19 protein-coding genes are annotated in these 25,139 nt (G+C 64.7%); 8 read left to right on the top strand and 11 right to left on the bottom strand.

Annotated elements, in window-relative coordinates; all coding sequences use genetic code 11:
- Positions 1–65: 65 nt before the first annotated feature.
- Positions 66–2,708 carry a cytochrome c peroxidase gene (locus tag ACE3QM_RS14195; RefSeq protein ID WP_374422754.1) on the bottom strand — a complete coding sequence of 881 codons (2,643 nt, stop codon included), beginning with the start codon at positions 2,706–2,708 and terminating at the stop codon, positions 66–68.
- A 213-nt stretch (positions 2,709–2,921) separates the two neighbouring features.
- A complete protein-coding gene (locus ACE3QM_RS14190) occupies positions 2,922–4,103 on the bottom strand; it encodes a DUF1566 domain-containing protein (protein ID WP_374422752.1) in 1,182 nt (393 codons plus the stop codon).
- Between the two features lie 286 nt (positions 4,104–4,389).
- On the opposite strand from ACE3QM_RS14190, the gene ACE3QM_RS14185 reads away from it, so the two are divergent.
- From ACE3QM_RS14185 to ACE3QM_RS14175, 3 genes are all read left to right on the top strand, one after another.
- Complete coding sequence (locus ACE3QM_RS14185) at positions 4,390–4,707, top strand: c-type cytochrome (protein ID WP_048410143.1); 318 nt, start codon at positions 4,390–4,392, stop codon at positions 4,705–4,707.
- 185 nt (positions 4,708–4,892) lie between these two features.
- Positions 4,893–6,122: a molybdopterin-dependent oxidoreductase gene (locus ACE3QM_RS14180; protein ID WP_374422750.1), complete on the top strand. Its 1,230-nt coding sequence runs from the start codon at positions 4,893–4,895 to the stop codon at positions 6,120–6,122.
- A gap of 10 nt (positions 6,123–6,132) precedes the next feature.
- Positions 6,133–6,474 carry a hypothetical protein gene (locus tag ACE3QM_RS14175; protein WP_374422748.1) on the top strand — a complete coding sequence of 114 codons (342 nt, stop codon included), beginning with the start codon at positions 6,133–6,135 and terminating at the stop codon, positions 6,472–6,474.
- A gap of 227 nt (positions 6,475–6,701) precedes the next feature.
- Here ACE3QM_RS14175 and ACE3QM_RS14170 read toward each other — a convergent pair whose 3' ends face one another.
- The 3 genes from ACE3QM_RS14170 to metH all read right to left on the bottom strand — a co-directional run bounded on the left by ACE3QM_RS14170 (position 6,702) and on the right by metH (position 12,153).
- A complete protein-coding gene (locus ACE3QM_RS14170) occupies positions 6,702–7,451 on the bottom strand; it encodes a trypsin-like serine protease (protein ID WP_231465338.1) in 750 nt (249 codons plus the stop codon).
- A 483-nt stretch (positions 7,452–7,934) separates the two neighbouring features.
- Positions 7,935–8,450 carry a DUF2878 domain-containing protein gene (locus ACE3QM_RS14165; protein ID WP_374422745.1) on the bottom strand — a complete coding sequence of 172 codons (516 nt, stop codon included), beginning with the start codon at positions 8,448–8,450 and terminating at the stop codon, positions 7,935–7,937.
- On the bottom strand, positions 8,440–12,153 hold the full coding sequence (gene metH / locus ACE3QM_RS14160) for a methionine synthase (RefSeq protein WP_374422742.1): 3,714 nt from the start codon (positions 12,151–12,153) through the stop codon (positions 8,440–8,442). Before metH ends, ACE3QM_RS14165 begins: the two co-directional genes overlap by 11 nt.
- Positions 12,154–12,270: 117 nt before the next feature.
- On the opposite strand from metH, the gene ACE3QM_RS14155 reads away from it, so the two are divergent.
- Positions 12,271–13,038, top strand: coding sequence for an ABC transporter substrate-binding protein (locus ACE3QM_RS14155; protein WP_048410137.1), 768 nt, complete (start codon positions 12,271–12,273; stop codon positions 13,036–13,038).
- A 25-nt stretch (positions 13,039–13,063) separates the two neighbouring features.
- Here the strand turns inward: ACE3QM_RS14155 and ACE3QM_RS14150 are convergent, their stop codons facing one another.
- The 5 genes from ACE3QM_RS14150 to hemA all read right to left on the bottom strand — a co-directional run bounded on the left by ACE3QM_RS14150 (position 13,064) and on the right by hemA (position 19,216).
- Positions 13,064–13,486, bottom strand: a complete 423-nt coding sequence (locus tag ACE3QM_RS14150; RefSeq protein WP_231465343.1) for a MarR family winged helix-turn-helix transcriptional regulator — start codon at positions 13,484–13,486, stop codon at positions 13,064–13,066.
- Positions 13,479–15,059, bottom strand: coding sequence for an MFS transporter (locus tag ACE3QM_RS14145; RefSeq protein WP_374422738.1), 1,581 nt, complete (start codon positions 15,057–15,059; stop codon positions 13,479–13,481). The genes ACE3QM_RS14150 and ACE3QM_RS14145 overlap by 8 nt, the downstream gene beginning before the upstream one ends.
- A 286-nt stretch (positions 15,060–15,345) precedes the next feature.
- Positions 15,346–16,266, bottom strand: coding sequence for a transcriptional regulator GcvA (gcvA, locus tag ACE3QM_RS14140; protein ID WP_374422736.1), 921 nt, complete (start codon positions 16,264–16,266; stop codon positions 15,346–15,348).
- A gap of 620 nt (positions 16,267–16,886) precedes the next feature.
- Positions 16,887–17,963, bottom strand: coding sequence for a peptide chain release factor 1 (gene prfA / locus ACE3QM_RS14135; RefSeq protein ID WP_231462174.1), 1,077 nt, complete (start codon positions 17,961–17,963; stop codon positions 16,887–16,889).
- Positions 17,963–19,216: a glutamyl-tRNA reductase gene (gene hemA / locus ACE3QM_RS14130; RefSeq protein WP_048410133.1), complete on the bottom strand. Its 1,254-nt coding sequence runs from the start codon at positions 19,214–19,216 to the stop codon at positions 17,963–17,965. Before hemA ends, prfA begins: the two co-directional genes overlap by 1 nt.
- Before the next feature lie 184 nt (positions 19,217–19,400).
- Between hemA and pdxH the strand changes: the two genes are divergently transcribed.
- The 3 genes from pdxH (at position 19,401) to ACE3QM_RS14115 (ending at position 23,470) form a co-directional block, all read left to right on the top strand.
- Positions 19,401–20,042, top strand: a complete 642-nt coding sequence (gene pdxH, locus ACE3QM_RS14125) for a pyridoxamine 5'-phosphate oxidase (RefSeq protein WP_048410132.1) — start codon at positions 19,401–19,403, stop codon at positions 20,040–20,042.
- Positions 20,043–20,624: 582 nt separating this feature from the next.
- Positions 20,625–22,118 carry a M4 family metallopeptidase gene (locus ACE3QM_RS14120; protein ID WP_374422733.1) on the top strand — a complete coding sequence of 498 codons (1,494 nt, stop codon included), beginning with the start codon at positions 20,625–20,627 and terminating at the stop codon, positions 22,116–22,118.
- A gap of 98 nt (positions 22,119–22,216) precedes the next feature.
- Positions 22,217–23,470 carry a M28 family metallopeptidase gene (locus tag ACE3QM_RS14115; RefSeq protein ID WP_231462176.1) on the top strand — a complete coding sequence of 418 codons (1,254 nt, stop codon included), beginning with the start codon at positions 22,217–22,219 and terminating at the stop codon, positions 23,468–23,470.
- Positions 23,471–23,687: 217 nt separating this feature from the next.
- Here the strand turns inward: ACE3QM_RS14115 and ACE3QM_RS14110 are convergent, their stop codons facing one another.
- Positions 23,688–24,155 (bottom strand): GNAT family N-acetyltransferase, encoded by a 468-nt coding sequence (locus ACE3QM_RS14110; protein WP_374422731.1) that lies wholly within the window; start codon positions 24,153–24,155, stop codon positions 23,688–23,690.
- Positions 24,156–24,367: 212 nt separating this feature from the next.
- Between ACE3QM_RS14110 and ACE3QM_RS14105 the strand changes: the two genes are divergently transcribed.
- The coding region (locus ACE3QM_RS14105) for a DNA gyrase subunit A (RefSeq protein ID WP_374422729.1) at positions 24,368–25,139 on the top strand (772 nt) is incomplete at its 3' end.

Below are 25,139 nucleotides of genomic sequence, written 5' to 3'. Positions count from 1 at the left end.
CAGTGGAATCCAGCGCGAACGCGGCCCGGCGGCGAGGCCGGGCCATGGCTGAGCGTGAGCGTTTCTCAACGACGGAACAACTCGGCCTCGCTGGCCGGCTGCAGTCGCGGCGGGCCGGACAACGCTTGCAGGAAGGCATGCAATGCCTGCTTTTCCGCGGCGCTGAGGCCCAGCGGCTTGAGTAGCGGCGAGGGCTTGGGCTGGGTGTATTTTTCCACGCCCACTGCTTCCACCAGATTGCCGCCGTTGTTGTAGAACTCGATCACGCCGGCACCGTCCTCATCCAGCGGCATGTCGCCGCTGTGCATGTAGTCGCCAGTGTAGAGCAGGTCGCGCAGGGTGGGGGTGCGGAACTTGCCCAAATCGGCGCGCAGGCCGGTGACGCCGCCGCGGCCCAGGTCTTCCTTGTCGCGGCCGATGTAGTTGAGGCCGGTGTTGTGGAACTGGTTGTCGGACAGCAGCGGGCTGTTGTGGCAGTTGATGCAGCGCGCCTTGGTGCGGAACAGGTGCAGGCCCCACAGCGCCTGGTCGTTCAACGCGGCGCGCTCGCCCTTGAGAAAGCGGTCGAAGGCGCTGTCGTGGCTGATCAGCGTGCGCTCGAAGGTGGCGATGGCCTTGGCCATGCGCTCCAGGTCCACGCGGCTGTCGCCATAGGCGGCGGCGAACAGCGGCGCGTATTCCGGCGCGGCGGCGATCTTGGCCACCGCCTGGCCTAGCGGCTGATGCATTTCCAGCGGATTGACCACCGGGCCCTTGGCTTGCTCTTCTAGGCTGGCGGCGCGGCCGTCCCAGAACAGCGCGCCGACGTAGGCGGTGTTGAGCAGAGTCATGGCGTTGCGGCCGCCCAATTGGCCGATGTGGCCTTGGGATACCGAGCGCGGATCGCTCCAGCCGTGTTCCGGCGCATGGCAGCTGATGCAGGCGATGCGGTTGTTGCGGGACAGCCGTGGATCGCGGAACAGTTTGTCGCCCAACGCAACCTTGGCGGCGCTATAGGGGTTGTCGGCCGGAAACGGCGCCGCCGGCAGCAGGCCCAGGTCGCGGAAGCCGGTCTGCGCCGCCGCGTCCAGCGTGGGCGCGGGCCAGGCCGCCTGGCGCTCCGCGCCGGGCAGGTATTGGCTGTAGCTGATCCGCCATTGCGCCAGCTGGGCGGCGTCCGGCGCCTCGCCGTCGCTGTCCGGCTGCGGCGGTTTGGCCGGGCGGATAGAGAGGGCGAGCAGCAGCGGCTGCGCGGTCTGGCCGGCGAGTTCGGCCGCGCTCTGTTTCCCGCCGTCGCGGTCCAGCGCGTAGAGTGCGCCGCGCGCGTCGCGCGCCCATACTCGGGCGGCGGCGCTGGCGGCGGGATAGTGCTTGTCCTGTTGCAATTGCAGCCAGCGGCTGGCTTCGGCCACGCTGGACAGCCGCCAATTGTCCTGCTGGCACAAGCGCTGCTGTTGCAGCGCGGCCAGCGCCGGATTGAGGCTGGCGGCGCCGGCCGGCTGTGGCCGGGCCTGCCACAGGATGATGTCGCGCCAGCTGTCCGGGTGCAGGTTGTCATCGACGCAAGCGGCCTGGGCCGGCGTGGCCAGTTGTCCATCGGCGCTGACCGGGATGTAGGCCGGTTGCGGCGGCGGATTGTCTTCCGGGTTGGGGTCGTCGGCCAGCTTGGGGCCGCGCACCAGGCGCAGCCGCGCCGGCTGGCCCAGGCTGAGACTGACGCTGGACAGGGTGCGATGGGTGTCGTCGAAGGCCACCGCCAACGCGCCTTCGCCACGACGGCTGGTGGCGGTCCAGTAGAAGGCGGCTTCGGCGTCCGGGAAGGCATGGCGGTCCATCGCCGGCAGGCCGCGCGCGCGGTCGTACTGGCTCCAGTCCAGCAGGGTTTTCAGTTCGCGCTCGGTGGGCAGCCGCCAGCCGCGTTCTTCGGCGATGTCTTCTTCGCTGTCTTCGAAACCGCAGAGTTTTTGCTTGGTCACGGCCTCGGTGTAGGTGACGGCCAGGCAGTCTTCCTGGCCGGGCTCGCATTGGGCCGGGCGTTCCGGATTGCGGCTGGCGCTGGCGTAATAACTGTGGAATTGGCTGCGCAGGCCCTGCACGGACTTCACTTCCCAGATCAGGCCGGTCTGCTTGTCCCGCACGCAGCCGGCGCGCTCGCCGGCATCAGCCAAGGGCGCGCCGTCGGTTGCGGCCAACGCGGTGAAACGCGGGCCGGGCGGCTGTTCGCGCAGCGCGGCCAGGCTCAGGCGGAAGTGGCTGGCGGCGTAGTCGGCGGCCACCACGCTACGGGCGATGCCGGCCTGGTCGAGCAGGGTTTGCAGCTCGCCGGCCTGGGCCAGGCTTTGGCTGCGGCTGAAGCGGGCGGCGGTGTCGGCGCTGATCTGGATGCCGTTGTTGGGATTGTCGTCTTCGTCCAGCGTCAGCAGCAGTTGCACCTGGCGCAGCACGGCCGGGTCCGCCGGGTTCTGGCTGCCGGCCAGTTGCAATGGGGTGAGCTGGGCTGCGCCCAGGCCGCGGCCCAGTTCCAGCTTGCCGATGCGGAAGACGACGGTTTCGCCGTCCAGGTAGCGGAATTCGCCATTGGCGGTGGTTTTACCGGCGTGGCTGCCGCTGTCGTAGTCCAGGCCCGCCACCGGGCTGTCGACGAAGACGCCGGTGCGTACCGGCTGGGCGGCGGGGCCGCCGGAGCAGGCGGCCACGGCCAGGCTGCCTGCCAGAATGAGGGGGAGCAAGGGGCGCGAGTGCATTTTTGTAATTAATAATCATTTTTATTTAAAGACAGCGGATTATGCGTTTGTAAAGTTGTTCGTACAAGAAGCATGTCGGGGATAGGCAAGCCGGGGTCGCGCCTGGTTCAAGCGCGCCCATGGAGGGATGGTTGGATGGGGGCTTGAAGACCGCGCCGTTCTCGGCGCGGCATCAGGGGAATAGTGAGGCGCCGATGATCAGAGCGGACGGCCGGCCGCGCGCAGGGTGGATGGGCTGTCGGAACGGACCGCGACGTAGCCCGGCGAGGATTTGGCACCGCCATGCGGCAATGGCTCGTCAGCCAGTTTGGGGCCACGCACCAGACGCACCCTTGCCGCTTGGCCGTGGCCCAGGCTGAGACTGGCCAAGCTGCGGTGAGTGTCATCGAAAGCCACCGCCACTGTGCTCTCCTCGGAATGGCTGGTGCCGGTCCAGTAGAAGGTGGCCGCCGCATCCGGAAACGCATAGCGATCCAGAGCCGGCAGACCTTGGGCTTTATCGCGCTGGCTCCAGTCCAGCAGCGTCTTCAGCTCCCGCTCGGAGGGCAAGCGCCAACCGCGATCGCCGCCCGCGGTCTCATCGTCGAAACCGCACAGCTTCTGTTGCCGGACCGCCTGGACATAGCTGGCAAGCAGGCAATCCGTCTGGCCAGCATCGCATTGGGCAGGCGGCTGCGGATTGTCGCCGGCGCTGACGTAGTAGCTGTGGAACTGGCTGCGCAGGCCTTGCTCGGCCTTCACTTCCCAGATCAAACCGGTTTGCCTGTCCTGCACGCAGCCGGCGCGTTGCGTGGAGCCATGCAGCGGCGTGCCGTCGGCTTCGGCCATGGGGGTGAAACGCGGAGCGGGCGCTTGCGCGCGCAAGGCGGCCAGGCTGAGCCGGAAATGGTTGGCGGCGTGATCCACGCTGACCAGGCGGCGGGCGATGCCGGCCTGATCGAGCAGGGTTTTCAGTTCACCAGCCTGCTCTAGACTCTGGCTACGCGAGAAGCGGGCGGCGATTTCCGCCGCGATCTGGATGCCATTGTCGGGATTGCCGTCTTCATCCAGCGTCAGCAGCAGCTGCACCTGGCGCAGCGCCTTGGGCTCGGCCGGGTCCTGGCTGCCGGCCAGTTGCAGCGGGGTGAGCTGGGCCGCGCCCAAGCTGCGGCCCAGTTCCAGCTTGCCGATGCGGAAGACAACCGTTTCGCCGTCCAGGTAGTGGAACTCGCCGCTGGCGGTGGTTTTGCCGGCATGGCTGCCGCTGTCGTAGTCCAGGCCCGCCACCGGGCTGTCGACAAACACGCCAGTGCGTACCGGCTGAGCGGCGGGGCCGCCGGAACAGGCGGCGAGCACCAGACAGGCTGCCACCGCAAGGGAAAACGGGAAATACCTATTCATTCTTACAGCAAAATATCATTTTTAGGACGAGTGATTATGCGTTTGTAGATTAATCCGCACAAGGAAAATGTCGGAAACAAGCAAGCCAAGGTCGCGATCAGGCCCGGCTATCGGATCGTCTCCACGCTGCTCACACCGCGGCAACAGCATCCCTTGCTTGATGGTTCAGCAGCTGAACTTATCATTCTTATCAATTATTCGAATGATATTCCAATAATCACATCAATATACTAATAAGCAATCTCCGCCGCGCCGCGGCCGGGAAACCAAGCAATGGGAGATTGCGATGCATAGCGTTTCACTCGCGGCCGTCGGCGCCGCGCTGCTGCTGGCGACCATGCCGGCGCTGGCGACGGAGCCGGCATTGGCTCTGGCGCAAAAGAACAACTGCCTGTCCTGTCACGCGGTGGACCACAAGCTGGTGGGGCCGTCCTATCGCGAGGTAGCCAAGAAATACGCCGGTCAGGCCGGGGCCTCTCAGTTATTACAGGCCAAGATCAAGGCCGGCGGCGGCGGCACCTGGGGACCGGTGCCGATGCCGCCCAATCCGCAGGTGTCGGACCTGGAGTTGCGCCAGATCGTCGCCTGGCTGCTGAAGCAATAAGCTCGTCTTCATCTTGCCGTTCACCGCCTCCCACACCGCAAGTGCCTGCGCGTCGGAGATGAAGGCACAGTGAACATGGCCATGAAATGCCAATGTGCTATCTATAAATTTCGCATTCTCAGCCGCTTGCGCCTTGTCCCGCCCAAGTGCGCGGGGCGTTGAACAGCTTCTTAATGGAGGCAGACATGCAATCCGATGACTTTGATCTACGCCGCCGCGCGGTGCTGAAAGGCGGGCTGGCCGCCATGGCTTTGCTGGGCCTGTCCGGCCGCTCGCTGGCGGCGAACTGGCTGGATCAGGGCTTTGCCAACGGCTGGCGCGAACGGGTGCCGTATCCGCAGAAAATGCCGCTGCTGCGCATCACCACGCGGCCAGTGCATCTGGAAACGCCGTTCAGCCAGTTCGATCAGGGCCTGATCACGCCCAATGAGGCGGTGTTCGTGCGCTACCACTTGTCCGGCCAGCCGCTGGACATCGACGAGGCCGAGCACCGGCTGGTGATCAAGGGCAGGGTGCGGCGGCCCTTGTCGCTGAGCGTGGCGGAGCTGCGCCGCCGTTTTGAAACCGTGCGTCAGACCGTGGTGCTGCAATGCGCCGGCAACGGCCGCGGGCTGATGCAGCCGCGCGTGCCGGGCGCGCAGTTGGGCAATGGCTCGATGGCCTGCGTGGAAGTGACCGGCGTGCGGCTGCGCGATGTGCTGCAAGCGGCAGGCCCGCTCCCAGACGCGATGCAGATCGCTTACCGCGGCACCGATCAGCCGGCCTTGGAGGCGACGCCGGCCTTCATCCGCTCGCTGGACCTGGCGGACGCCCTGAACCCGGAGGTGCTGATTGCCTGGGAAATGAACGGCCAAGCCTTGCCGGTGCTGAACGGTTTCCCCATCCGTCTGGTGGTGCCGGGCTTTTATGCGCCGTACTGGATGAAGCATTTGTCGGAGATCGAGGTGATCGATCATGTATTCAACGGCTGGTTCGCCAGCCAGGCCTATGTGGTGCCGGACACGCCGGACAACGGCGTCGCGCCAGGCAGTCCGCCCGGCAAGACAGTGCGCTTGAAGCGGCTGAAGGTGCGCAGCTTCATCACCAATCTGGAAAGCGGCCAGCGCGTGACGGCGCCGGACGGCCAGCTGACGCTGCGCGGCATCGCCTTCGACGGCGGCAGCGGCATCGGCGGCGTGGAGGTATCGGCCGACGGCGGCCGCAGTTGGCAGCCGGCGCGGTTGGACCAGGCCGCCAGCCGTTTCGCCTTTCACCCATGGCGGCTGACGCTGCGAGACGTGCGGCCTGGTGCCTTGCGGCTGATGGCGCGGGCCACCGCCAATAGTGGGGAGCGGCAGCCGCTGGAGCAGCCGTGGAACCCCGGCGGTTACGCGCGCAATGTGGTGGAGCGGGTGGATGTGACGGTGGACGGATGAGGAGAACACGATGAACAAGATCTGGATGCTGGCGATACTGGCCTGGGCCTGCTGCCATGCGGCGGCCGCGACCAGCATTGCCCTGCCCAACGAGACCGCGATGTACCCGGCCACCAGCCACTCCGGCTATTTGCCGGCGCTGCAAAAATGCCTGATCTGCCATTCCGCTGATTACGCGGCCCTGCAACCGCCGCTGTCCGAGGCCCGCTGGCGGGACATCACCGAGAAAATGCGGCTGGCGTTCAAGGCGCCGCTGACGGCGGAGGAGGCGGCGCTGATCGCCGGCTATCTGGCCGACGCGCAGCGCCAGGGGGTGTTGAGCAGCCGGCCGCCGCCGGCAGGAAGCCACTGAAAACCGGTTTACCATCTGCCGAGCGTCTCGGAGCATGACGCAGCGAGTAAACCGATCTCCGCTTCCATTGCAAAAGCAGCCCGCGAGCTGCTTTCTTATTTAGAGCCGCTAACAAAACCTCGCAGAGAACCTGAGCCAAGGCGCGCCGACGCAGGCAGTACAAGTCGTACGACAAGGAGGCGCAACGCAGGATCAGGGGTTTTGTTAGCGGGTCTTAGCGCGCCGTTTCAGCGTCGCGCGGCATCCGGCCACACCCAGTCGCCGGGCGGCGGGGTCTGGCTGGCGGACGGGCTCAGCACCTCGGACCAGGCCTTGATGCTGCCCGCGTATTTGCACAGCGCGGCGAAGGCGGAAACATTGCCGGCGTTGCCGTTGTAGACGCCCACCTGCACGCCCTTGGGCGACAGCAGCGGGCTGCCGGAGTCGCCGCCACGGCCCACGGTGCCGTTGGCCAGCAGGGACACGCCGTTGGCCAAGGGCGACGGCCCCAGCCGCTGGATATTGGCGACGCGGACGTCCATCAGGCTGGCCGCCAGCTGGCCGCCGGTCTCGGCCATGCGCAGATTGGCCTGCATCGCGCCAAGCGCGGCATTGCAGTCTTCCTGCGCCACCACCGGCACGGTTTTGGCGCCGTTGACGCCGGCGATGGGACGGGACAGTTTCAGCAATGCCAGATCCACCGCCACGCCGTGATGGTCGAACTTGATCCAGTTGGGCTTGGCGTTGTTGCGCTCGGTGTCGACGCGCTGGGCGAAATGGCGGCCGTAATGGGCGGTCACGCCGCTCCAGTTATCCAGGATGCAATGAGAGGCGGTCAGCACCAGATCCGGCCCCACCAGCGAACCACCGCAGATATTGCCGCCGTACGGGCTGCGGAAATCCAGTTTGACGTAATGGGTTTCCGCCGGAGAAAACGGCGCGGCGGCGGCGAATTGCGCGCCGGCCAATAGGCATGAGGCGACGATGAGTTGTTTCACGGAATATCCTTTTCAAGAATCATTATTACACTTGCATCATCCAAAAAGACCGGCCGGGCCGCGGGCCTGACTCCGCGCGGGATCTGCCAATCCCCCGCCGTGAGCGCTCCCGTCCGGTTGCAAATATTATGTGATTTGAAAAACGATTTTTATTCGTGAATTTTTCATATCTCGCTGCCGGCGAAATAACATGGTCATAGGTTTTTATTAAAACCTTTTAATTTATTCTTCGCTAAGCCCGGCCTGACGGGCAATACATGATTCTTGCCGGAGATGAAATAGCCTGTTTGTTAATTTTCACCGTGCCGACGCGTATTTTAATAATCCATATTTAATTAATTTTGAATTGAATATTATTTTGGAAGATTAAATAAATAAAAACCGCATCATCAACGATGCGGTTTTTATCTGATTCCAGCCGGCATTCAATGGACGGAGGCGGCTACACCGCCAGTTATCCACAGCCCTCCAGGCATGCCTGGCTTATCCACAGCCGCGCACGGGCTCCGCCGGCAGCAGCCGCGGCGTCAGGGCCAGCAATATCGCCCACAGCGGTGCCAAGGCCGTCAGCATCAGCCACAACGACACGCCCGGCGTCAGCGCGCGCAAGCGCATGCCGACCCAATAGGCCAAGGGCCCGGCGATCGCGCCGATGACGGCCAGCAGCCGCGGCGATGGCCGCCAGTCTTTCAACAAAGCCAACCACCAGACACTGAAGCTCAGCCACAGCGTCGCCGTCCACAAGGGCAGGGCGCCGACGCCGGCGAAACGGTATAGCCCCAGGCTGACTGCGGTGAGATCAAGCAGACAGCCCGCCGCGGTCAGCAGCAGCGCGCGGGTTTTAAATTCTGCCGGCAGCGCTTGCCAGGCCAGCAGCGCGCCGGCCAGCAACAGCACCACGTAGCGGTCGCGGAAGCTGAACAGCAGCCAGGCGCCGACGCCGAAGATCAGGCTAGCCAGCAGCAGCCTGGGCCAGGGCTTGCGCGCCTCAGGCGTCATAGCCCAGATTGGGGGCGAGGTCGCGTTCGGCCTGTTCCACGCTGACGCCGCGGCGTTCGGCGTAGCTGGCCACTTGGTCGCGCTCTATCTTGCCGACGCCGAAGTAGCGCGCGGCCGGATGGCTGAGATAGAAGCCGGACACCGCGGCGGTGGGCAGCATCGCGTAGCCTTCGGTCAGCGTCATGCCTATGGCCGGCGCGTCCAATAGTTCGAACAGCGCGCTCTTGACGGTGTGATCCGGACAAGCCGGGTAGCCGGGCGCGGGGCGGATGCCCTGGTACTTTTCGTCGATCAGCGCTTCGTTGTCCAGTTGCTCGGCGGCGGCATAGCCCCAGAATTCGCGGCGCACGCGGGCGTGCATCAATTCGGCGAAGGCTTCGGCCAGCCGGTCCGCCAGCGCCTTGAGTAGGATGGAGGAGTAGTCGTCGCCGGCGTCCTCGAAGCGCTGGACGTGCGGCTCGATGCCGATGCCGGCGGTGACGGCGAAGGCGCCGATATAGTCCTGCACGCCGCTGTCCCGCGGCGCGATGTAGTCGGCCAGCGCCCAGTTGGCCTTGCCGTCCATCTTGGGCAGTTGCTGGCGCAGGCCCACCCAGCTCATCAGGCTGGCGCGGTTGTCCGGGTCGCGGATTTCAATATCGTCGTGGTTGACGCTGGCGGCCGGGAACAGGCCGATCACCGCGTTGGCTCCCAGCCAGTTCTCGGCAATGATCTGCTTGAGCATCACTTGCGCGTCCTCGTACAAGGCGCGCGCGGATTCGCCGACGATCTCGTCGTTCAGGATACGCGGGAAGCGGCCGGCCAGCTCCCAGCTCTGGAAGAACGGCGTCCAGTCGATGTAGGCGGCGATCTCGGCCAGCGGGTAGCGCTCGAAGCGACGCACGCCCAGCCATCGCGGCGTGGGCGGCTGGTAGGCGGCCCAGTCTATCGCTTCCTTGTTGGCCCGCGCCTGCTCCAGGCCCACCACCTTGCGGCTCGCCTTATTGGCGTGGCCCTCGCGCGCGCGATCCTGCTCGGCCTGGTTTTCCGCGACGAAGCCGTCGCGCAGGGTGTCGGACAGCAGGTTGGAGCAGACGCCGACGGCGCGGCTGGCATCCGGCACATAGATCACCGGATGCTGGTAGTGCGGGGCGATCTTGACCGCGGTGTGGACCTTGGATGTGGTCGCGCCGCCGATCAGCAGCGGGATGCTGAAGCCCTGGCGCTGCATTTCCTTGGCCACATGGCTCATTTCTTCCAGGCTAGGGGTGATCAGGCCGGACAGGCCGATGATGTCGGCCTTGTGTTCGATGGCGGCGTCCAGGATTTTCTGGCAGGGCACCATCACGCCCAGGTCTATCACTTGGTAGTTATTGCAGCGCAGCACCACGCCGACGATATTCTTGCCGATATCGTGGACGTCGCCCTTGACCGTGGCCATGATGATCACGCCCTTGGCCGGCGCGTCGGCCAGGCCCAGGCGAATCTTTTCCTCTTCGATGAAGGGTTCCAGGTGGGCGACGGCGGCCTTCATCACCCGCGCGGATTTGACCACCTGCGGCAGGAACATCTTGCCGGCGCCGAACAGGTCGCCGACCACGTTCATGCCGTCCATCAGCGGGCCTTCGATCACGTGGATGGGGCGCGCGGATTTCTGCCGCACTTCCTCGGTGTCCTCGACGATGAAGGTGGTGATGCCCTTGACCAGAGCGTGTTCCAGCCGCTTTTCCACCGGCAGCGCGCGCCAGGCCAGGTCTTCGCCCTTTTTCTCGCCGGTGGCTTCGCCCTTGTATTTTTCCGCCAGCGCGATCAGGTGTTCGGTGGCGTCGCCGCCGTCCTTGGGCGCGCGCATCAGCACCACGTCCTCGATCCGTGCGCGCAGTTCCGGGTCCACCTCGTCGTAGACCTCAAGCGCGCCGGCGTTGACGATGCCCATGGTCATGCCGCGCTGTATCGCGTGGTAGAGGAAGACGGCGTGGATGGCCTCGCGCACCTTGTTGTTGCCGCGGAAGGAGAAGGAGACGTTGGACACGCCGCCGGAGATCTTGGCATGCGGCAGCTGTTGCTTGATCCAGCCGGTGGCTTCGATGAAGTCCAGGCCGTAGCGCGCGTGCTCCTCGATGCCGGTGGCGACGGCGAAGATATTGGGGTCGAAGATGATGTCTTCCGGCGGGAAGCCCACTTCGTCCACCAGGATGCGGTAGCTGTTCTCGCAGATTTCGATCTTGCGCGCATAGGTGTCGGCCTGACCGGCTTCGTCGAAGGCCATCACGATCACCGCGGCGCCGTAGCGGCGGATCAAGCGCGCCTGCTCGACAAATTTGTCCCGACCTTCCTTCATCGAGATCGAGTTGACGATGCCCTTGCCCTGTATGCACTTGAGGCCAGCCTCGATCACTTCCCACTTGGAGGAGTCGATCATGATGGGCACGCGGGCGATGTCCGGCTCCGACGCGATCAGGTTGAGGAAGCGCACCATGGCGGCGTGGGCATCCAGCATGCCCTCGTCCATATTGATATCGATGACCTGGGCGCCGTTTTCCACTTGCTGACGCGCCACGTCCAGCGCGGTGGCATAATCGCCATTGAGAATGAGCTTGGCGAAGGCGCGGCTGCCGGTGACATTGGTGCGCTCGCCAACATTGACGAACAGATCGCCATCGCCGATGTTGAACGGCTCCAGGCCGGACAGCCGGCACTTGGCCTCGATCCGCGGCAGCGGCCGCGGCGCGACGCCGTCCACCGCGCGGGCGATGGCGGCGATATGCTCCGGCGTGGTGCCGCAACAGCCGCCGACGATGTTGATCAGGCCGGATTCCGCCCATTCGCGCACGTACACGCCCATCGCCTCCGGCTCAAGATCGTAGCCGCCAAAGGCATTGGGCAGGCCGGCGTTGGCGTGCACCGACACATAGCTGGCGGACACCCGCGCCATTTCCTCGACATAGGGCCGCAGCAGGTCCGGGCCCAGCGCGCAGTTGAGGCCGTAGCTGACCGCGTCGGCGTGGGACAGCGAGTTGTAGAAGGCCTCGGTGGTCTGCCCGGTCAGGGTGCGGCCGGATTGGTCGGTGATGGTGCCCGAGATCATGATGGGCAGCCGCGGCGCGTCCGGGCGCTCGTCGAAATATCGATGGATGGCGAACACCGCCGCCTTGGCGTTCAGGGTGTCGAAGATGGTTTCCACCAGCAGCAGGTCCGCGCCGCCTTGCACCAGGCCGTCTATCGCCTCGGTGTAGGACCTCACCAGCTCGTCGAAGCTGACGTTGCGGTAGCCCGGATCGTTGACGTCCGGGCTGATGCTACAGGTACGGTTGGTGGGGCCGAGCACGCCGGCGCAATAGCGCGGCTTGGCCGGATTGGCGGCGCTGGCCTTTTCGCACAGTTCCTTGACCAGCCTGGCGGCGGCATGATTGATTTCCCAGACCAGGCTTTCCATCGCGTAATCGGCCATGGCGATGGAGGTGGCGTTGAAGGTGTTGGTTTCGATGATGTCGGCGCCGGCGTCCAGATAAGCCTGGTGGATGCCGCCGATCACGTCCGGGCGCGTCAGCGCCAGCAAGTCGTTGTTGCCCTTGACGTCGCAAGGCCAGTCGGCAAAGCGTTCTCCCCGGTAATCGGCCTCCTGCAACTGATGGCGCTGGATCATGGTGCCCATGCCGCCGTCCAGGATCAGGATGCGCTGGTCAAGGTGTTGCCGGAGGCAATGCGGGGATGTTTTTGTCATGGCGGCTGAACTTTTTTTGTCTACAACAATAACAAGTGCAACGGACTCAAAAGATCATCTTAACACTCGCGATCAACTGTTCGGACGCTTGCTTAAGAATAAAGAGAGAAGATCCATATGGCGATTACGAATAAGCTGTGGCTGCTGGCGGGACTGGCTGCGGCATGGGGCGAGGAGGCCTGGACGGCGGGCAATTTGCGGATAGGCGTGGCGGATACCGACGCGGCGCCGGTGGTGGTGCTGTCGCCGGACGGCGAGCATCTGCGCAGCGGGCTGTCCAAGGATATCGGCGAGATGCTGGCATCGGAACTGGGCATGCGGCCCGAATTCATGCTGATCGCCCGCAAGCGAGTGGAGGTTTCCATCGAAACCGGGCGCGTGGACATCGTCTGCAACGCCAACCCGGACTGGTTCGGCAATGCGGCGCGGCTGGGCTGGACCCACGAAATCTATCCCCAGCTCGAGCGCCCGCTGACGCTGAAGCAAACCACCGAGCTGCGCCAGACCGGCGATCTCGCCGGCAAGCGCATCGTCACCATCCGCGGCTACAACTACCCGACGCTGGAACGCTTCTGGCGCAGCAACCCGGCCTCGCACAACGAGGAGGCGCGGATGGAGCTGCTGGTGAAGTCGGTGCAGAAAAGATTGAGCGACGTCGCCATCGTGTCGGAGCTGGAGTTCGCCGCCTGGGCGCGCAATTGGCCGCAGGAAGCCGCCTCGCTCAAGCTGCATCCGCTGGTGGTTACCTTCATGCCCACCATGTGCGCGGTGTCGCCGCATTCCGACATCAAGGTGGCGCAGCTGAACCAGGCGATAGACCGCCTGCAGAAAAGCGGCCGCATCAAGACGGTGCTGAAGACCTATCAGTGGCAGCCGCAGGAATGAGCGCCGCCAGCCGGCGGCGCCGGCTCTAATCCTGATCGCGGAAGCGCTGCTCCAGCCGGTGCAGCACCGCCAGCGTGGTCTCCATCTGGCTGGCGGGAATATCCGCCAGCGCGTGCCGGAAAAACGCTTCGCGCCGCGGCTGCACCTCGTCTATCAGCACCTGTCCCGCCGGCGCCAGCGTCACCAGGGTCTGGCGGTTGTCGGCCGGGTCGGTGATGCGGCGCACCAGCGCGTCCCCCTCCATCGCTTTCAACTGCCGGGTCAAGGCGCCGGGGTCCATGGACAGCCGGGTGGCCAGCTGTTTCTGCGTCGCCTGTTCCAGGTCGATCAAGGCCGCCAGGATGCGCCAGCGCGGCAAGGGATAGCCCACTTGCTGTTCAAACGCCGCGTACATCGCGCGGCCGGTGCGGCCGATTTGCTGCAACAGATTGGGGGCGCGCTCAGTCATGGATGACCGCCGTTTTGGTTTTGACATCGCGCAATTCTACATGCGGCACCCGTCTCACCAGCAAGACGCCCAGCACCACCAGCGCCGCCACCAGCCACTGGCTGGCGTGAATCGCGTCCACCAGCGCCAGCCGCGAGGCGCCGAGCAGCGCGCCGCCGTTGAGCTGGGCCGCCGCCGTCAGTTGTTCGAAACGGGCGGAAGTCTCGGCGCTGAGCAGGATCTGCGGATCGCGCAGCCAGCCCTGCCACTGCGGCGCGATGGGCAATGCATTGACGCCGCCCACGTAGTGGTGGGTAACGAAGACGCCGACCAGCGCGGTGCCCAGCATGCCGCCTATCATCCGCGTGGACTGTATCATCGCCGTGGCCACGCCCAGTTGCTGACGCGGCGCGCTCTGCTGCACGAAGATGGTCAGATTGGGCAGCAGCAGGCCCAGACCCAAGCCACCCACCGCCATTAGCACGGCCACCAGCCAATGCTTGGTGGCGGCGTCCACCCAGCCCAGCCCGCCGGCGGTGAAGGCGAACAACAACAAGCCCAGCGCCAGCAGCCGCGTCGGGCGGCGCACCCGGGTGACGATGCGCCCGTTCAGAATGCTGCCCAGGGTGATGCACACCACCAGTGGCGTCACCAGCAGGCCGGCCTGATTCGGCGACAGGCCGAAGCCGCCCTGGAACATCAGCGGCGCGTAGTACATCACCGCGAACATGCCGCCGCCCAGCAGCAACGACAGGCCGAACAAGGGCGCCAGGCTGCGGTGGCTCAACATGTCCAGGGGCAGCAGCGGGTTGGGGCAGCGCCGTTCCCACCATAGCAGCAGGCCCAGCGCGGCCAGGCCGCTCAGGCCCAGGCCGGCCATCAGCCACAGCGGCTTATGCAGCGGCAGCCATTCCACCAGCAGCTGCATCGAGCCCAGCAAGATGGCGATCAGCAGCGCGCCCTGCCAGTCCAGCTTGCTGGCCGGGCCGGTGCGGCGCATCGCCGGCAGATGGCTCCACACGAACCACAGGCTGGCCGCGCCCACCGGCAGATTGACGAAGAACACCCAGCGCCAGCCCAGATATTCGGTGAGAAAACCGCCCAGCGTCGGGCCCACCGCATTGGCCAGGCCGAAGGCGGCGGTCAGCATCACCTGCCAGCGCAGGCGCTGCGCGGTTTCCGGGAACATGTCCGGCACGCAGGCGAAGGTGGTAGCCACCAGCATGCCGCCGCCCACGCCTTGCAGCGCGCGCGCCAGCACCAGCTCCAGCATGTTCTGGGCCAGGCCGCACAGCATGGAGGCGGCGGTGAACAGGATGATGGCGGTCAGCACGAAGGGTTTGCGGCCGTGATCGTCGCCCAGCTTACCGAAGATGGGCACGGTGATGACCGAGGTGAGCAGGTAGGAAGTGCCGACCCAGGCGTACAGGTCGAAGCCGTGCAGCTCCGCCACCACGGTGGGCATGGCGGTGCCGACCACGGTCTGGTCCAGCGCCACCATCAGCAGCACGAAACACAGGCCGAGCATGGCCAGCACTTTTTGGCGGAAATCCAGCGCGCCGGCCGCTCCAGCGGTTGCGGCTAAGGTGTTCATTTCTATTGACCCATCAATAATTGACTAGTCAATTATTTTGCGCCGAGATCGCTCCGTAATCCAGTGGCGGACACAAAGATTTACAAAGCAGGCTTTAGAACAGCATCTTAGAACCTGTTCAAAGTCTCGCGAGCAAGGGCGAGGCAAGGCGAAAACGAGCGAAAAAGCGGAATGTACAAGTGGTACATGAGCATTTTGAGCTCGTACTCACCGTGCAACGGCTCACGAAGCGCAGCAGACTTTGAACAGGTTCTTAGGCGGCGGCACGTCCGCGCCACCGCGCGCTTCAGTAACCGCGCCGCGCCAGCCAGCTGCTGGCCTCGCTCTTGGCCAGGATGGCCACCAGCCAGTCGCGGAACACCTTGACCTTGGGCAGCTCCGCCAGCTCGTGCGGATACACCAGGTAGTAGCTCCACTCGGTTTCCAGCACAGTGTCGAAAGGCATCACCAGACGGCCGGAATCCAGGTCCTGAGTCACCATGGATACCTGGGCCAGGGTCACACCCATGCCGGCGACGGCGGCGTGCAGCGCGTATTCGGAAGCGTCGAAGGTGACGCCGCTTTCCGGATTTACGCCGTTGACGCCGGCCAGCTTCAGCCAGCGCTTCCAGGTGTCCTGATCGCGCCAGGGGTGCAGCAGGGTGTGGTGGCGCAAATCGCCCGGGGTGTTCAGCGGGTGCTTGCCATTGAGCAGGGCCGGGGAACAGACCGGGATCAGTTTTTCGCGGCAAATGCATTCGGTGCGCAGATCCGGCGCCACTTCGGCGCGCGCCATGCCCACCACCGCCAGATCGTATTCGGCGCGGTTGAACGGCTTGTCGTGGATCAGCTGGGTCACCAGGTGCAGCGTGTATTCCGGATAACGGGTCTGGAAGTCCGGCAGATTGGGCAGCACCCAGCGCATCGCCGGGGTGGGCGGCATGCGCACGCGCAAATCGCTCTGCCGCAGCCGCAGCGCTTCGCTGGCCTCGTTCAGCAGTTGGAAGGCCTCGCGCGCCGGCTTGATCAGCGCCTCGCCCTCGGCGGTCAGCGACAGGCCGCGCGCCTGCCGGGTGAACAGGGTGGCGCCGTAGTATTCCTCCAAAGTCTGCACATGGCGGCTGACCGCCCCCTGGGTCAGACTCAGCGCGGCGGCGGCGCGGGTGAAGGATAAATGCTCGGCGGCAACGACAAACACGCGTAATGCATTCAGCGGTGGCAGCTTCATCTTACATGCCTTTTTATCATGGTTATCATGAAATTAACTGCTTTGTCATGCCGAGCGCAACATCGTATGCTTGGCATGCTGGCCGCGGCGCGGCCGCCAACGGGCGGATTCCGGCAGCCATGCATCAATGGCATGGCATTTGTCGCCTGCCTCCGGATTGCATGGCGGGTCCGCTTGGCCGCGCGTCCCGATTCCTGACGCGGCGCCTTGCACACGGGCCTAGCCTGTCGGCGTGCTCGGCGGCGTCTTCCCCAAGCCCGGCGTTTTATCCGCACTGGAATAGTAACGGATTATAAATATTACAGAATGACATCCGCTTGCAATGGGGAATTTCCACCACTTATCGCGCGGCTGCTGAATGCGGCGGCGCCAGATTGACTGCCAATCCACGTTGGGCATTGCCGGGTTCAGACAGGGCCCGGCCTTTTTTTTGCCCACGCGCGGCGAGCAGGCAAGAAAAAAGGCCACTATCGAGTGGCCCAAAGTTCGGAGAATAAGCCCGCGCGGCGATCAGGCCGCCAAGCGGGCGCGGGCGGAAATCCGCCCGTTCTTGAGTCTGCGAGTGTAGCGCGTTGCGCCGGCAGCGGCAACGCAATAATCCTTGCTAGTACCGTAGGCTGTCACTCGCCCAATTCCGCCAGCAGTTCCGCCTGCTGTTCGGCGATCAAGGCATCGGTCAGCTCGCTCAGATCGCCGTCCATCACGTAGTCCAGCTTGTACAAGGTCAGGTTGATGCGATGGTCGGTGATGCGGCCTTGCGGATAGTTATAGGTACGGATGCGCTCGGAACGGTCGCCGGAGCCGATCAGGCTCTTGCGCTCGGCCGCCTCCTTTTGCTGCTGCTCGCGGCGCTGGATGTCCATGATGCGCGCCGCCAGCACTTGCATCGCGCTGGCCTTGTTGGCGTGCTGGGAGCGTCCGTCCTGACACTCCGCCACAATCCCCGTCGGAATATGGGTGATGCGCACCGCGGAATCGGTCTTGTTGATGTGCTGACCGCCGGCGCCGCTGGCCCTGAAGGTGTCGATGCGCAGATCCGCCGGGTTCAACACCACGTCGGCCAGTTCGTCGGCCTCGGCCATCACCGCCACGGTGCAGGCCGAAGTGTGGATGCGGCCCTGGGTCTCGGTGGCCGGCACCCGCTGCACGCGGTGGCCGCCGGATTCGAACTTGAGCCGGGAATAAGCGCCAAAGCCGATCAGGCGCACGATGACCTCTTTATAACCGCCCAGATCGGATTCGCTGGCGGAGACGATCTCCACCTGCCAGCGGTTGCGCTCGGCGTAACGGGTGTACATGCGCAACAGGTCGCCGGCGAACAGCGCCGCCTCGTCGCCGCCGGTGCCGGCGCGGACTTCCAGGAAGATGTTCTTTTCGTCGTTGGGATCCTTGGGCAGCAGTTGCTTCTGCAGCTCCAGGTCCAGCGCCGTCAGCTTGTCCTTGCCCTCGGCGATTTCCGCCTGGGCGAATTCCTTCATTTCCGGGTCCGACAGCATCTCTTCCGCCGCGGCGATGTCGCTCTCGCACTGGCGGTAGCTGTGGTAGGTTTCCACCACCGGGGAGAGTTCGGCATGCTCGCGGGTGAGCTTGCGGAACGCATCCATATCTCGGGTGGCCGCCTCGCTGGCCAGGAGGTGGGTCACCTCTTCCAGACGGTCGGCCAGTTGCGCCAGTTTGGCCGCAATCGACGCTTTCATTACGACTCCGGGTGTAAACGATAAAGACGCGCGACGGCTTCCACCTGCGCGTCATGCTCCGCGCCGCGCCCGGACGACAAGGCCCGGGTGGGCGGGTGCATCAATTTATTGGTCAGTTGCACCGACAGGGTTTCCAGTACCCGCTCCGGCGCTTCGCCGCGCGCCAGCTGCTTGAGCGCGGCGTCCAGCGCCACGCGCCGCAGCCGGTCGGCGTCGTCGCGCAGCGCGCGGATCAGCGGCACGGTTTCGCGCTTTTTCAGCCAGTCGCTGAACTCGCAAACCCGGGCCTGGATGATGGTTTCGGCTTCCGCCGCCGCGCTCTGGCGCGCTTCCTTGCCCACTTCCACCACGCTGGCGATGTCGTCGACGCTGTACAGGAACACGTCGGCCAGCTTGCCCACTTCCACTTCGATGTCGCGCGGCACCGCCAGGTCCAGCATGAAGATGGGACGGTGGCGGCGCGCCTTGATCGCGCGCTCCACCATGCCCTTGCCGATGATGGGCAACTGGCTGGCGGTGGAGGTGACCAATACATCGTAGCGCGGCAGGATGTCCGGCAGCTCGGAGAGGGTGACGGCATTGCCGCCAAACTGCTCCGCCAGCCGCTGGCCGCGCTCCAGCGTGCGGTTGGCCACGGTGATACAGGAAGGATTGCGCGCGGCGAAATGGGTGGCCACCAGCTCTATCATTTCACCGGCGCCGACGAACAGGATGTTCAGTTCGCCTATGGTGGGGAAGATCTGCTCGGCCAGCTTGACCGCCGCCGCCGACATCGACACCGAACTGGCGCCGACCGCGGTGTTGGAGCGCACTTCCTTGGCCACGGCGAAGGTGCGCTGGAACAGGCCGTTGAGCAGGGTGCCCATGGTGCCGGCGTGCTCGGCGCTGCGCACCGCGTCCTTCAACTGGCCCAGGATCTGAGTCTCGCCCAGCACCATGGAATCCAGGCCGGAGGCGACGCGGAAAGCGTGGCGCGCGGCATTGGCCTCGTCCAGCTGGTACAGATAGGGCTGCATCTCCGCCAGCGCCAGGCCGTGATACTGCGCCAGCCAGCTGAGCGCCGCCTGCGGATCGCCGCCGGTGCAATAGATCTCGGTGCGGTTACAGGTGGAGACGATGGCCGCCTCGCGCGCCGCATGCGAGCTGACCAGGCTGTCCAGCGCCTTGGGCAACACCTCCGCAGGAAAAGCCAGCTTTTCCCGGATGGAGAGCGGTGCGGTATGGTGGTTCAAACCAAGGGCGAACAGATGCATGGGCGGAAAAGCCGCGGCAGTGAAATGGGGTATTTTAGCCTAACTTGAACCTCAAGTCCTGCGCTCCAGCGCGATGGCGCCGTCGCCGTCGCGTTCGACGGCTATGGCGAGTGCGCAAGGTTTGATCTGCGGCCTTATCCCACCGCGGCAAACTGGCATAAGATGAGCGCCCAAGGAGGATGAAATGTCGCTGAACCTCGCAGACATCCGCAAGGATTTTTCCAAGAAAGAATTGTCGCCGGAGGAGTGCCTGCCGGACCCGCTGGCGCAACTGGAGAGCTGGCTGAACGAAGCCATCGCCGCGCAAGCGCCGGAACCCACGGCGATGAACCTGGCCACCGCCGGGGCGGACGGCCGCCCCACCTCGCGCATCGTGCTGCTCAAGGGCGTGGAAGACGGCCAGTTGCTGTTCTACACCAATTATCTGAGCCGCAAGGGCCACCAGCTGAGCGATAACCCCTATGTGGCGCTGACCTTCTTCTGGCCGGAGCTGGAGCGGCAGATTCGCATCGAGGGCCGCGCCGCCCAGGTGGCGCCGGAGGTGTCCGACGCCTATTTCGCCAGCCGTCCCTACACCAGCCGCGTCGGCGCCTGGGCCAGCGAGCAGAGCAGCGAAATCAGCTCCAAGAGCGTGCTGGTGACGCGCGCGGCGATGTTCGGGGTCAAGCACCCGCTGAACGTGCCGCGGCCGCCGCATTGGGGCGGCTACGCGGTGACGCCGGACCGGTTGGAGTTCTGGCAGGGCCGACCCAGCCGCTTGCACGACCGGGTACAGTATTCCTTGCGGGAAAACGGCGGCTGGGCGATAGCGCGGCTAGCGCCGTGAACCGGTCTCCGGTGAGGGCAACTCATTGAAATCATGAATTTTACGCATAAGCAAAAAACTGCAACCTTCCAAAATTAGACAGTTTGTCCGCTTTTATAGCAATTTGGATGTTGCCGCATCACAACAAGCCGCATCGGGATGATGCGGCTTTTCATTTTCTTGATGTTTCACCCGCGTCCTCCATTGCCGCAAAAATGCGGCATCCCGCTTTGATTTGGCTCATGCCGGCCGCGAGCGGGTCCCAGGCAACTGACCGTTAGGACAGATGCATATCAAGCCGGAAAAAACAATACATCATTCATGCATTTGGCAAGTGGCCGACAGAACAAGCCAAGCCAACGCCCTCTGATTTCAGCCGTTCCTTTTTCCAATCCCCAGAGGGATGTCCCATGTCGGGAATGCATGCAGGACGCGGTGAAGACCTTTCCTGGCAGGTGGCGCCCGCCACACCCGAAACGTTTTCCCGACGTCCGCAACGACGGGCGCAAGCCCGTCCGGCGCCGGCGGTCTTTACGCAAGGCTAGCCGGCTTGACGCGGGCCATTACCGTGTCCCGCTGATCTACATTGGAGAAAACTTCGTGATGAAAACCCAAACTGCGATGGTTCGCGCCCTGGTGCTGTCCGCTCTCGCCCTGGCTTACGGCTCCGCCCACGCCGCCGAGCGCGTCAACCTGGATGCGTTGACCAAATCCAGCAAACTCGTCGCCGGCACCAGCGCGTTCAGCGCCGCCGGCATCAACCAAGGCGAACTGAAGGCGCAGCGCAGCTCGCAATTCCCCAACGGCAAAGTCATCACCCGCTACCAGCAGTACTATCAGGGCGTGCCGGTATGGGGCGAAGCCGTGGTCGAGGAGAAGCAGTTCGCCAAAGGCTCGGCCTCCGCCGCGGCGAGCAAGCTGTCCGGCTACTATGTGCGCGGCATCGCCTCGGACCTGGCCTCGGTCAAGCCGGCGCTCAGCGCCTCTCAAGTGCTGGCCAACGCCAAGGCGCTGAAGGCCAACGGCTACGAAACCCGCAACGAGAAGACCGAGCTGGTGGTGCGCCTGGACAAGCGCAACACCGCCCAGCTGGTGTACCTGGTGTCCTTCATGGTGGACGGCGGCAAGGAACCCAGCCGCCCGCACTTCATCGTGGACGCCAATAGCGGCCAGGTGCTGAAGCAGTGGGAAGGCCTGAACCACAACGACGCCAACGGCCCCGGCGGCAACGCCAAGACCGGCAAGTATCTGTATGGCACCGACTACGGCCCGCTGGTCGTCACCAGCGATTGCAAGATGGACAGCGGCAATGTCGCCACCGTCAACCTGAACGGCGGCACCAGCGGCACCACCCCGTACAAGTTCGCTTGCCCCACCAACACCTACAAAGCCATCAACGGCGCCTACTCGCCGCTGAACGACGCCCACTACTTTGGCAATGTGGTGTTCAATCTGTACAAGGATTGGTTCAACCTGCGCCCGATCAACCAGAAGCTGCTGATGAAGGTGCACTACAGCCGCAACTATGAAAACGCGTTCTGGGATGGCAGCGCGATGACCTTCGGCGACGGCGCCACCCGCTTCTATCCGCTGGTGTCGCTGGATGTGTCCGCTCATGAAGTCAGCCACGGCTTCACCGAGCAGAACTCCGGCCTGGTCTACAGCGAACAGTCCGGTGGCATCAACGAAGCGTTCTCCGACATGGCCGGCGAAGCCGCCGAGTACTACATGAAGGGCAAGAACGACTTCCTGGTGGGCGCGGAGATCTTCAAGAAAACCGGCGCGCTGCGCTACTTCGCCGATCCGACCAAGGACGGCCGTTCCATCGGTCACGCCAATGACTACACCAGCGGCCTGGACGTGCACTACTCCAGCGGCGTGTACAACAAGGCTTTCTACCTGATCGCCACCAGCCCGGGCTGGAACACCCGCAAGGCCTTTGAAGTGTTCGTGGACGCCAACCGCCTGTACTGGACCGCCAACGCCACTTACAACAGCGCCGCTTGCGGCGTTGAAAAAGCGGCCGAAGCGCGTGGCTACAACAGCGCCGACGTCACCAAGGCCTTTACCGCCGTGGGCGTGGCTTGCGATAGCTGAGTGACCCCCTGAGCGCGCGGCCCTGACGGCCCGCGCTTCCACCGACCCACTCGCCGGCCATGGTCCGCCCATGGCCGGCACCGCTCAGGAATCCCCCTATGTTCGCTCTCAAACCAAGTCTCGTCGCCCTCCTGGCCGCCACCAGCCTGGCCGGCGCCGCCCAGGCCGCGCCGGTATGGATTTCCATCGGCGACAACGCCTATCAACTGTTACAGCAGGTCAGCCCGAAAAGCCGCAGCCAGGAAAGCCGCCAGCTGGCGGTGAGCGCGCTGCCGGCCGGCGTGTCCGCCAAGGGCGTGGCCACCGAGAAAGTCCACTTGGTGCAGGTGGACGACAGCGTGCTGCCGCAACTGTCGGACGCCATCCACCACAGCCTGCGCCATTGCGGCGGCTTCATCGTACACAAGGATCTGCAGGACGCGCGCGGCGCGCTGAAGGCCCCGGTGGCCAGCACCCTGCTGCCCAGCTACCAGATCAACGACCAGGCCACCGTCAACAAGCTGCTGCCGCAGCTGCAGGACAGCAATATCCTCGGCACCATCCAGTCCCTGTCCAACCACCAGAACCGCTTCTACACCACCAGCCACGGCGTCAACGCGTCCAACTGGATCGCCAACCAGTGGCGGCAGCTGGCCGCCGGCCGCAGCGACGTGAGCGTGGAACAGTTCGCCCACAGCGCCTGGCCGCAGAAATCGGTGATCCTCACCATCAAGGGCAAGGACAACGCCGCCGAAACCCTGGTGCTGGGCGGCCATCTGGACTCCACCGTGGGCAGCGGCACCGGCGAGAACAGCCGCGCGCCGGGCGCCGACGACGACGCTTCCGGCATCGCCAGCCTGACCGAGGTGATCCGCGTGCTGCTGGCCAACAACTACCAGCCGCGCCGCACCATCAAGTTCATGGCCTACGCGGCGGAGGAAGTGGGCCTGCGCGGCTCCTCCGACATCGCCAACCGCTACAAGCAGCAGAAGGTCAACGTGGTGGGCGCCTTGCAGCTGGACATGACCAACTACCAGGGCAGCGAGGACGACATCTTCCTGTTCACCGATTACACCAACTCGGCGCAGAACACCTTCCTCGCCAATCTGGCCGAAACCTATCTGCCCAATCTGACCGTGGGCTACAGCTCTTGCGGCTACGCGTGCTCGGACCACGCCTCCTGGCACAAGAACGGCTACCCGGCGTCCTTCCCGTTCGAGTCCGCCTTCAACCAGTCCAACCCCAACATCCACACCGTGCGCGACACCCTCGCCAGCGCCGGCAACCAGGCGCGCCACGCGCTGAAGTTCTCGCAGCTGGCGCTGGCCTACGCGGTGGAATTGGGCAGCGACGGCCCGGCGGTCAAACGCTGAGCCCAATGCCCGGCCTGATGCGCCCACCCCCTCGCGGGGGTGGGTTTTTCATTGTGGGCCATGCCGCGAGCGCTCAGAACGTGTTTACGATCTCGCGAGCTAAGGCGAAAACGGTTGAAGAAGCGGAATGTACAGGGGGTACATGAGCATTCTGAAAGCGTTTTCAACGCCCTTGTCTAACTATTCCGCCGACGCGCAGCAGATCGTAAACAGGTTCTCAGACGCCAGCCTCGCGCCGCATGTCCACATGCGGAATGCCGCCGTCGTCGTAGGGCTCGGACACCACGCCAAAACCGAAGCTCTCATACAGGGCCTGCGCGTCGGTCTGCGCCGACAACATCATCGCCGCCTGCGGAAAATGCGCGCGGCACTGCGCCACCGCCTGCGCCAGTAGCGCCTTGCCCAGACCTTGGCCGCGCGCCTCCGGCGCCACCACCACCCGGCCTATCGCCGCCGCGTCCGGGTATTTCTCCCCCGGCGCGATCAGGCGCGCATAGGCCAGCAGCCGGCCGCCGTCGTCGTGGCCGGACAGATGCAGACAATGCGGGTCCACCCCGTCGACATCGCCGTAGATGGATTGCTGCTCCACCACGAACACCCGGTCGCGCAGTTGCAGCACCCGGTACAAAGCCAGCGGCGTGAAGCCGTCGAAACGGTGGCAGTGCCACGCTACACGGTTTGCCATAGTAGAATCCCCCCAAACTGGTCCATTGCCTGTTGCCGGCTCTAAGAACCTGTTTACGATCTGAGATCGTAAACAGGTTCCAAGCGCGCGGCGCGTCGTCGCCAAGATTACGTCAAGCCGCCGCCGCCAGCTATAACCGTGAAGACGGCGTTTGCCATGGCGCAAGCGCCGGCCTATGGACGCTAACCGATTTCACATCCTGCCTTGCCCATATGAACGATAACGATCTGTTTGCCGAAAACCTGCCGGACAGCGCCGCCGACCTGACCCCTCCGCCGCCGCCCGCGCCCCCTGCCGACACTGCCGACGGCGAGTGGATTCCGCTGGACTTGTACGCCGAGCGCGCCTACCTGGAATACGCGATGAGCGTGGTCAAGGGCCGCGCGCTGCCGGAAGTGGCCGACGGCCAGAAGCCGGTGCAGCGCCGCATCCTGTACGCGATGCGCGACATGGGCCTGGCCCACGGCGCCAAGCCGGTGAAATCGGCGCGCGTGGTCGGCGAGATCCTGGGTAAGTACCATCCTCACGGCGACAGCTCCGCCTACGAGGCGCTGGTGCGCATGGCGCAGGACTTCACGCTGCGCTATCCGCTGATCGACGGCCAGGGCAACTTCGGCAGCCGCGACGGCGACGGCGCGGCGGCGATGCGTTACACCGAGGCGCGGCTGACGCCGATCGCCGATCTGCTGCTGTCGGAAATCGACATGGGCACCGTGGACTTCGTGCCCAATTACGACGGCGCCTTCGAAGAACCGCGCTTGCTGCCGGCGCGCCTGCCCATGGTGCTGCTCAACGGCGCCTCCGGCATCGCCGTGGGTCTCGCCACCGAGATCCCGCCGCACAATCTGACCGAGGTGGCCCGCGCCTGCGTCGCGCTGCTGGACAATCCGGAACTGGACACCGCGGCGCTGATGCAATACGTGCCCGGCCCGGATTTCCCCGGCGGCGGCCAGATCATCACCCCGGCCGAGGACATCCTCGCCG

The organism is Chromobacterium sp. (assembly GCF_041912965.1).
GTDB classification, from domain to species: domain Bacteria; phylum Pseudomonadota; class Gammaproteobacteria; order Burkholderiales; family Chromobacteriaceae; genus Chromobacterium; species Chromobacterium aquaticum.
This window is presented reverse-complemented; position numbering and strand designations above follow the sequence as displayed.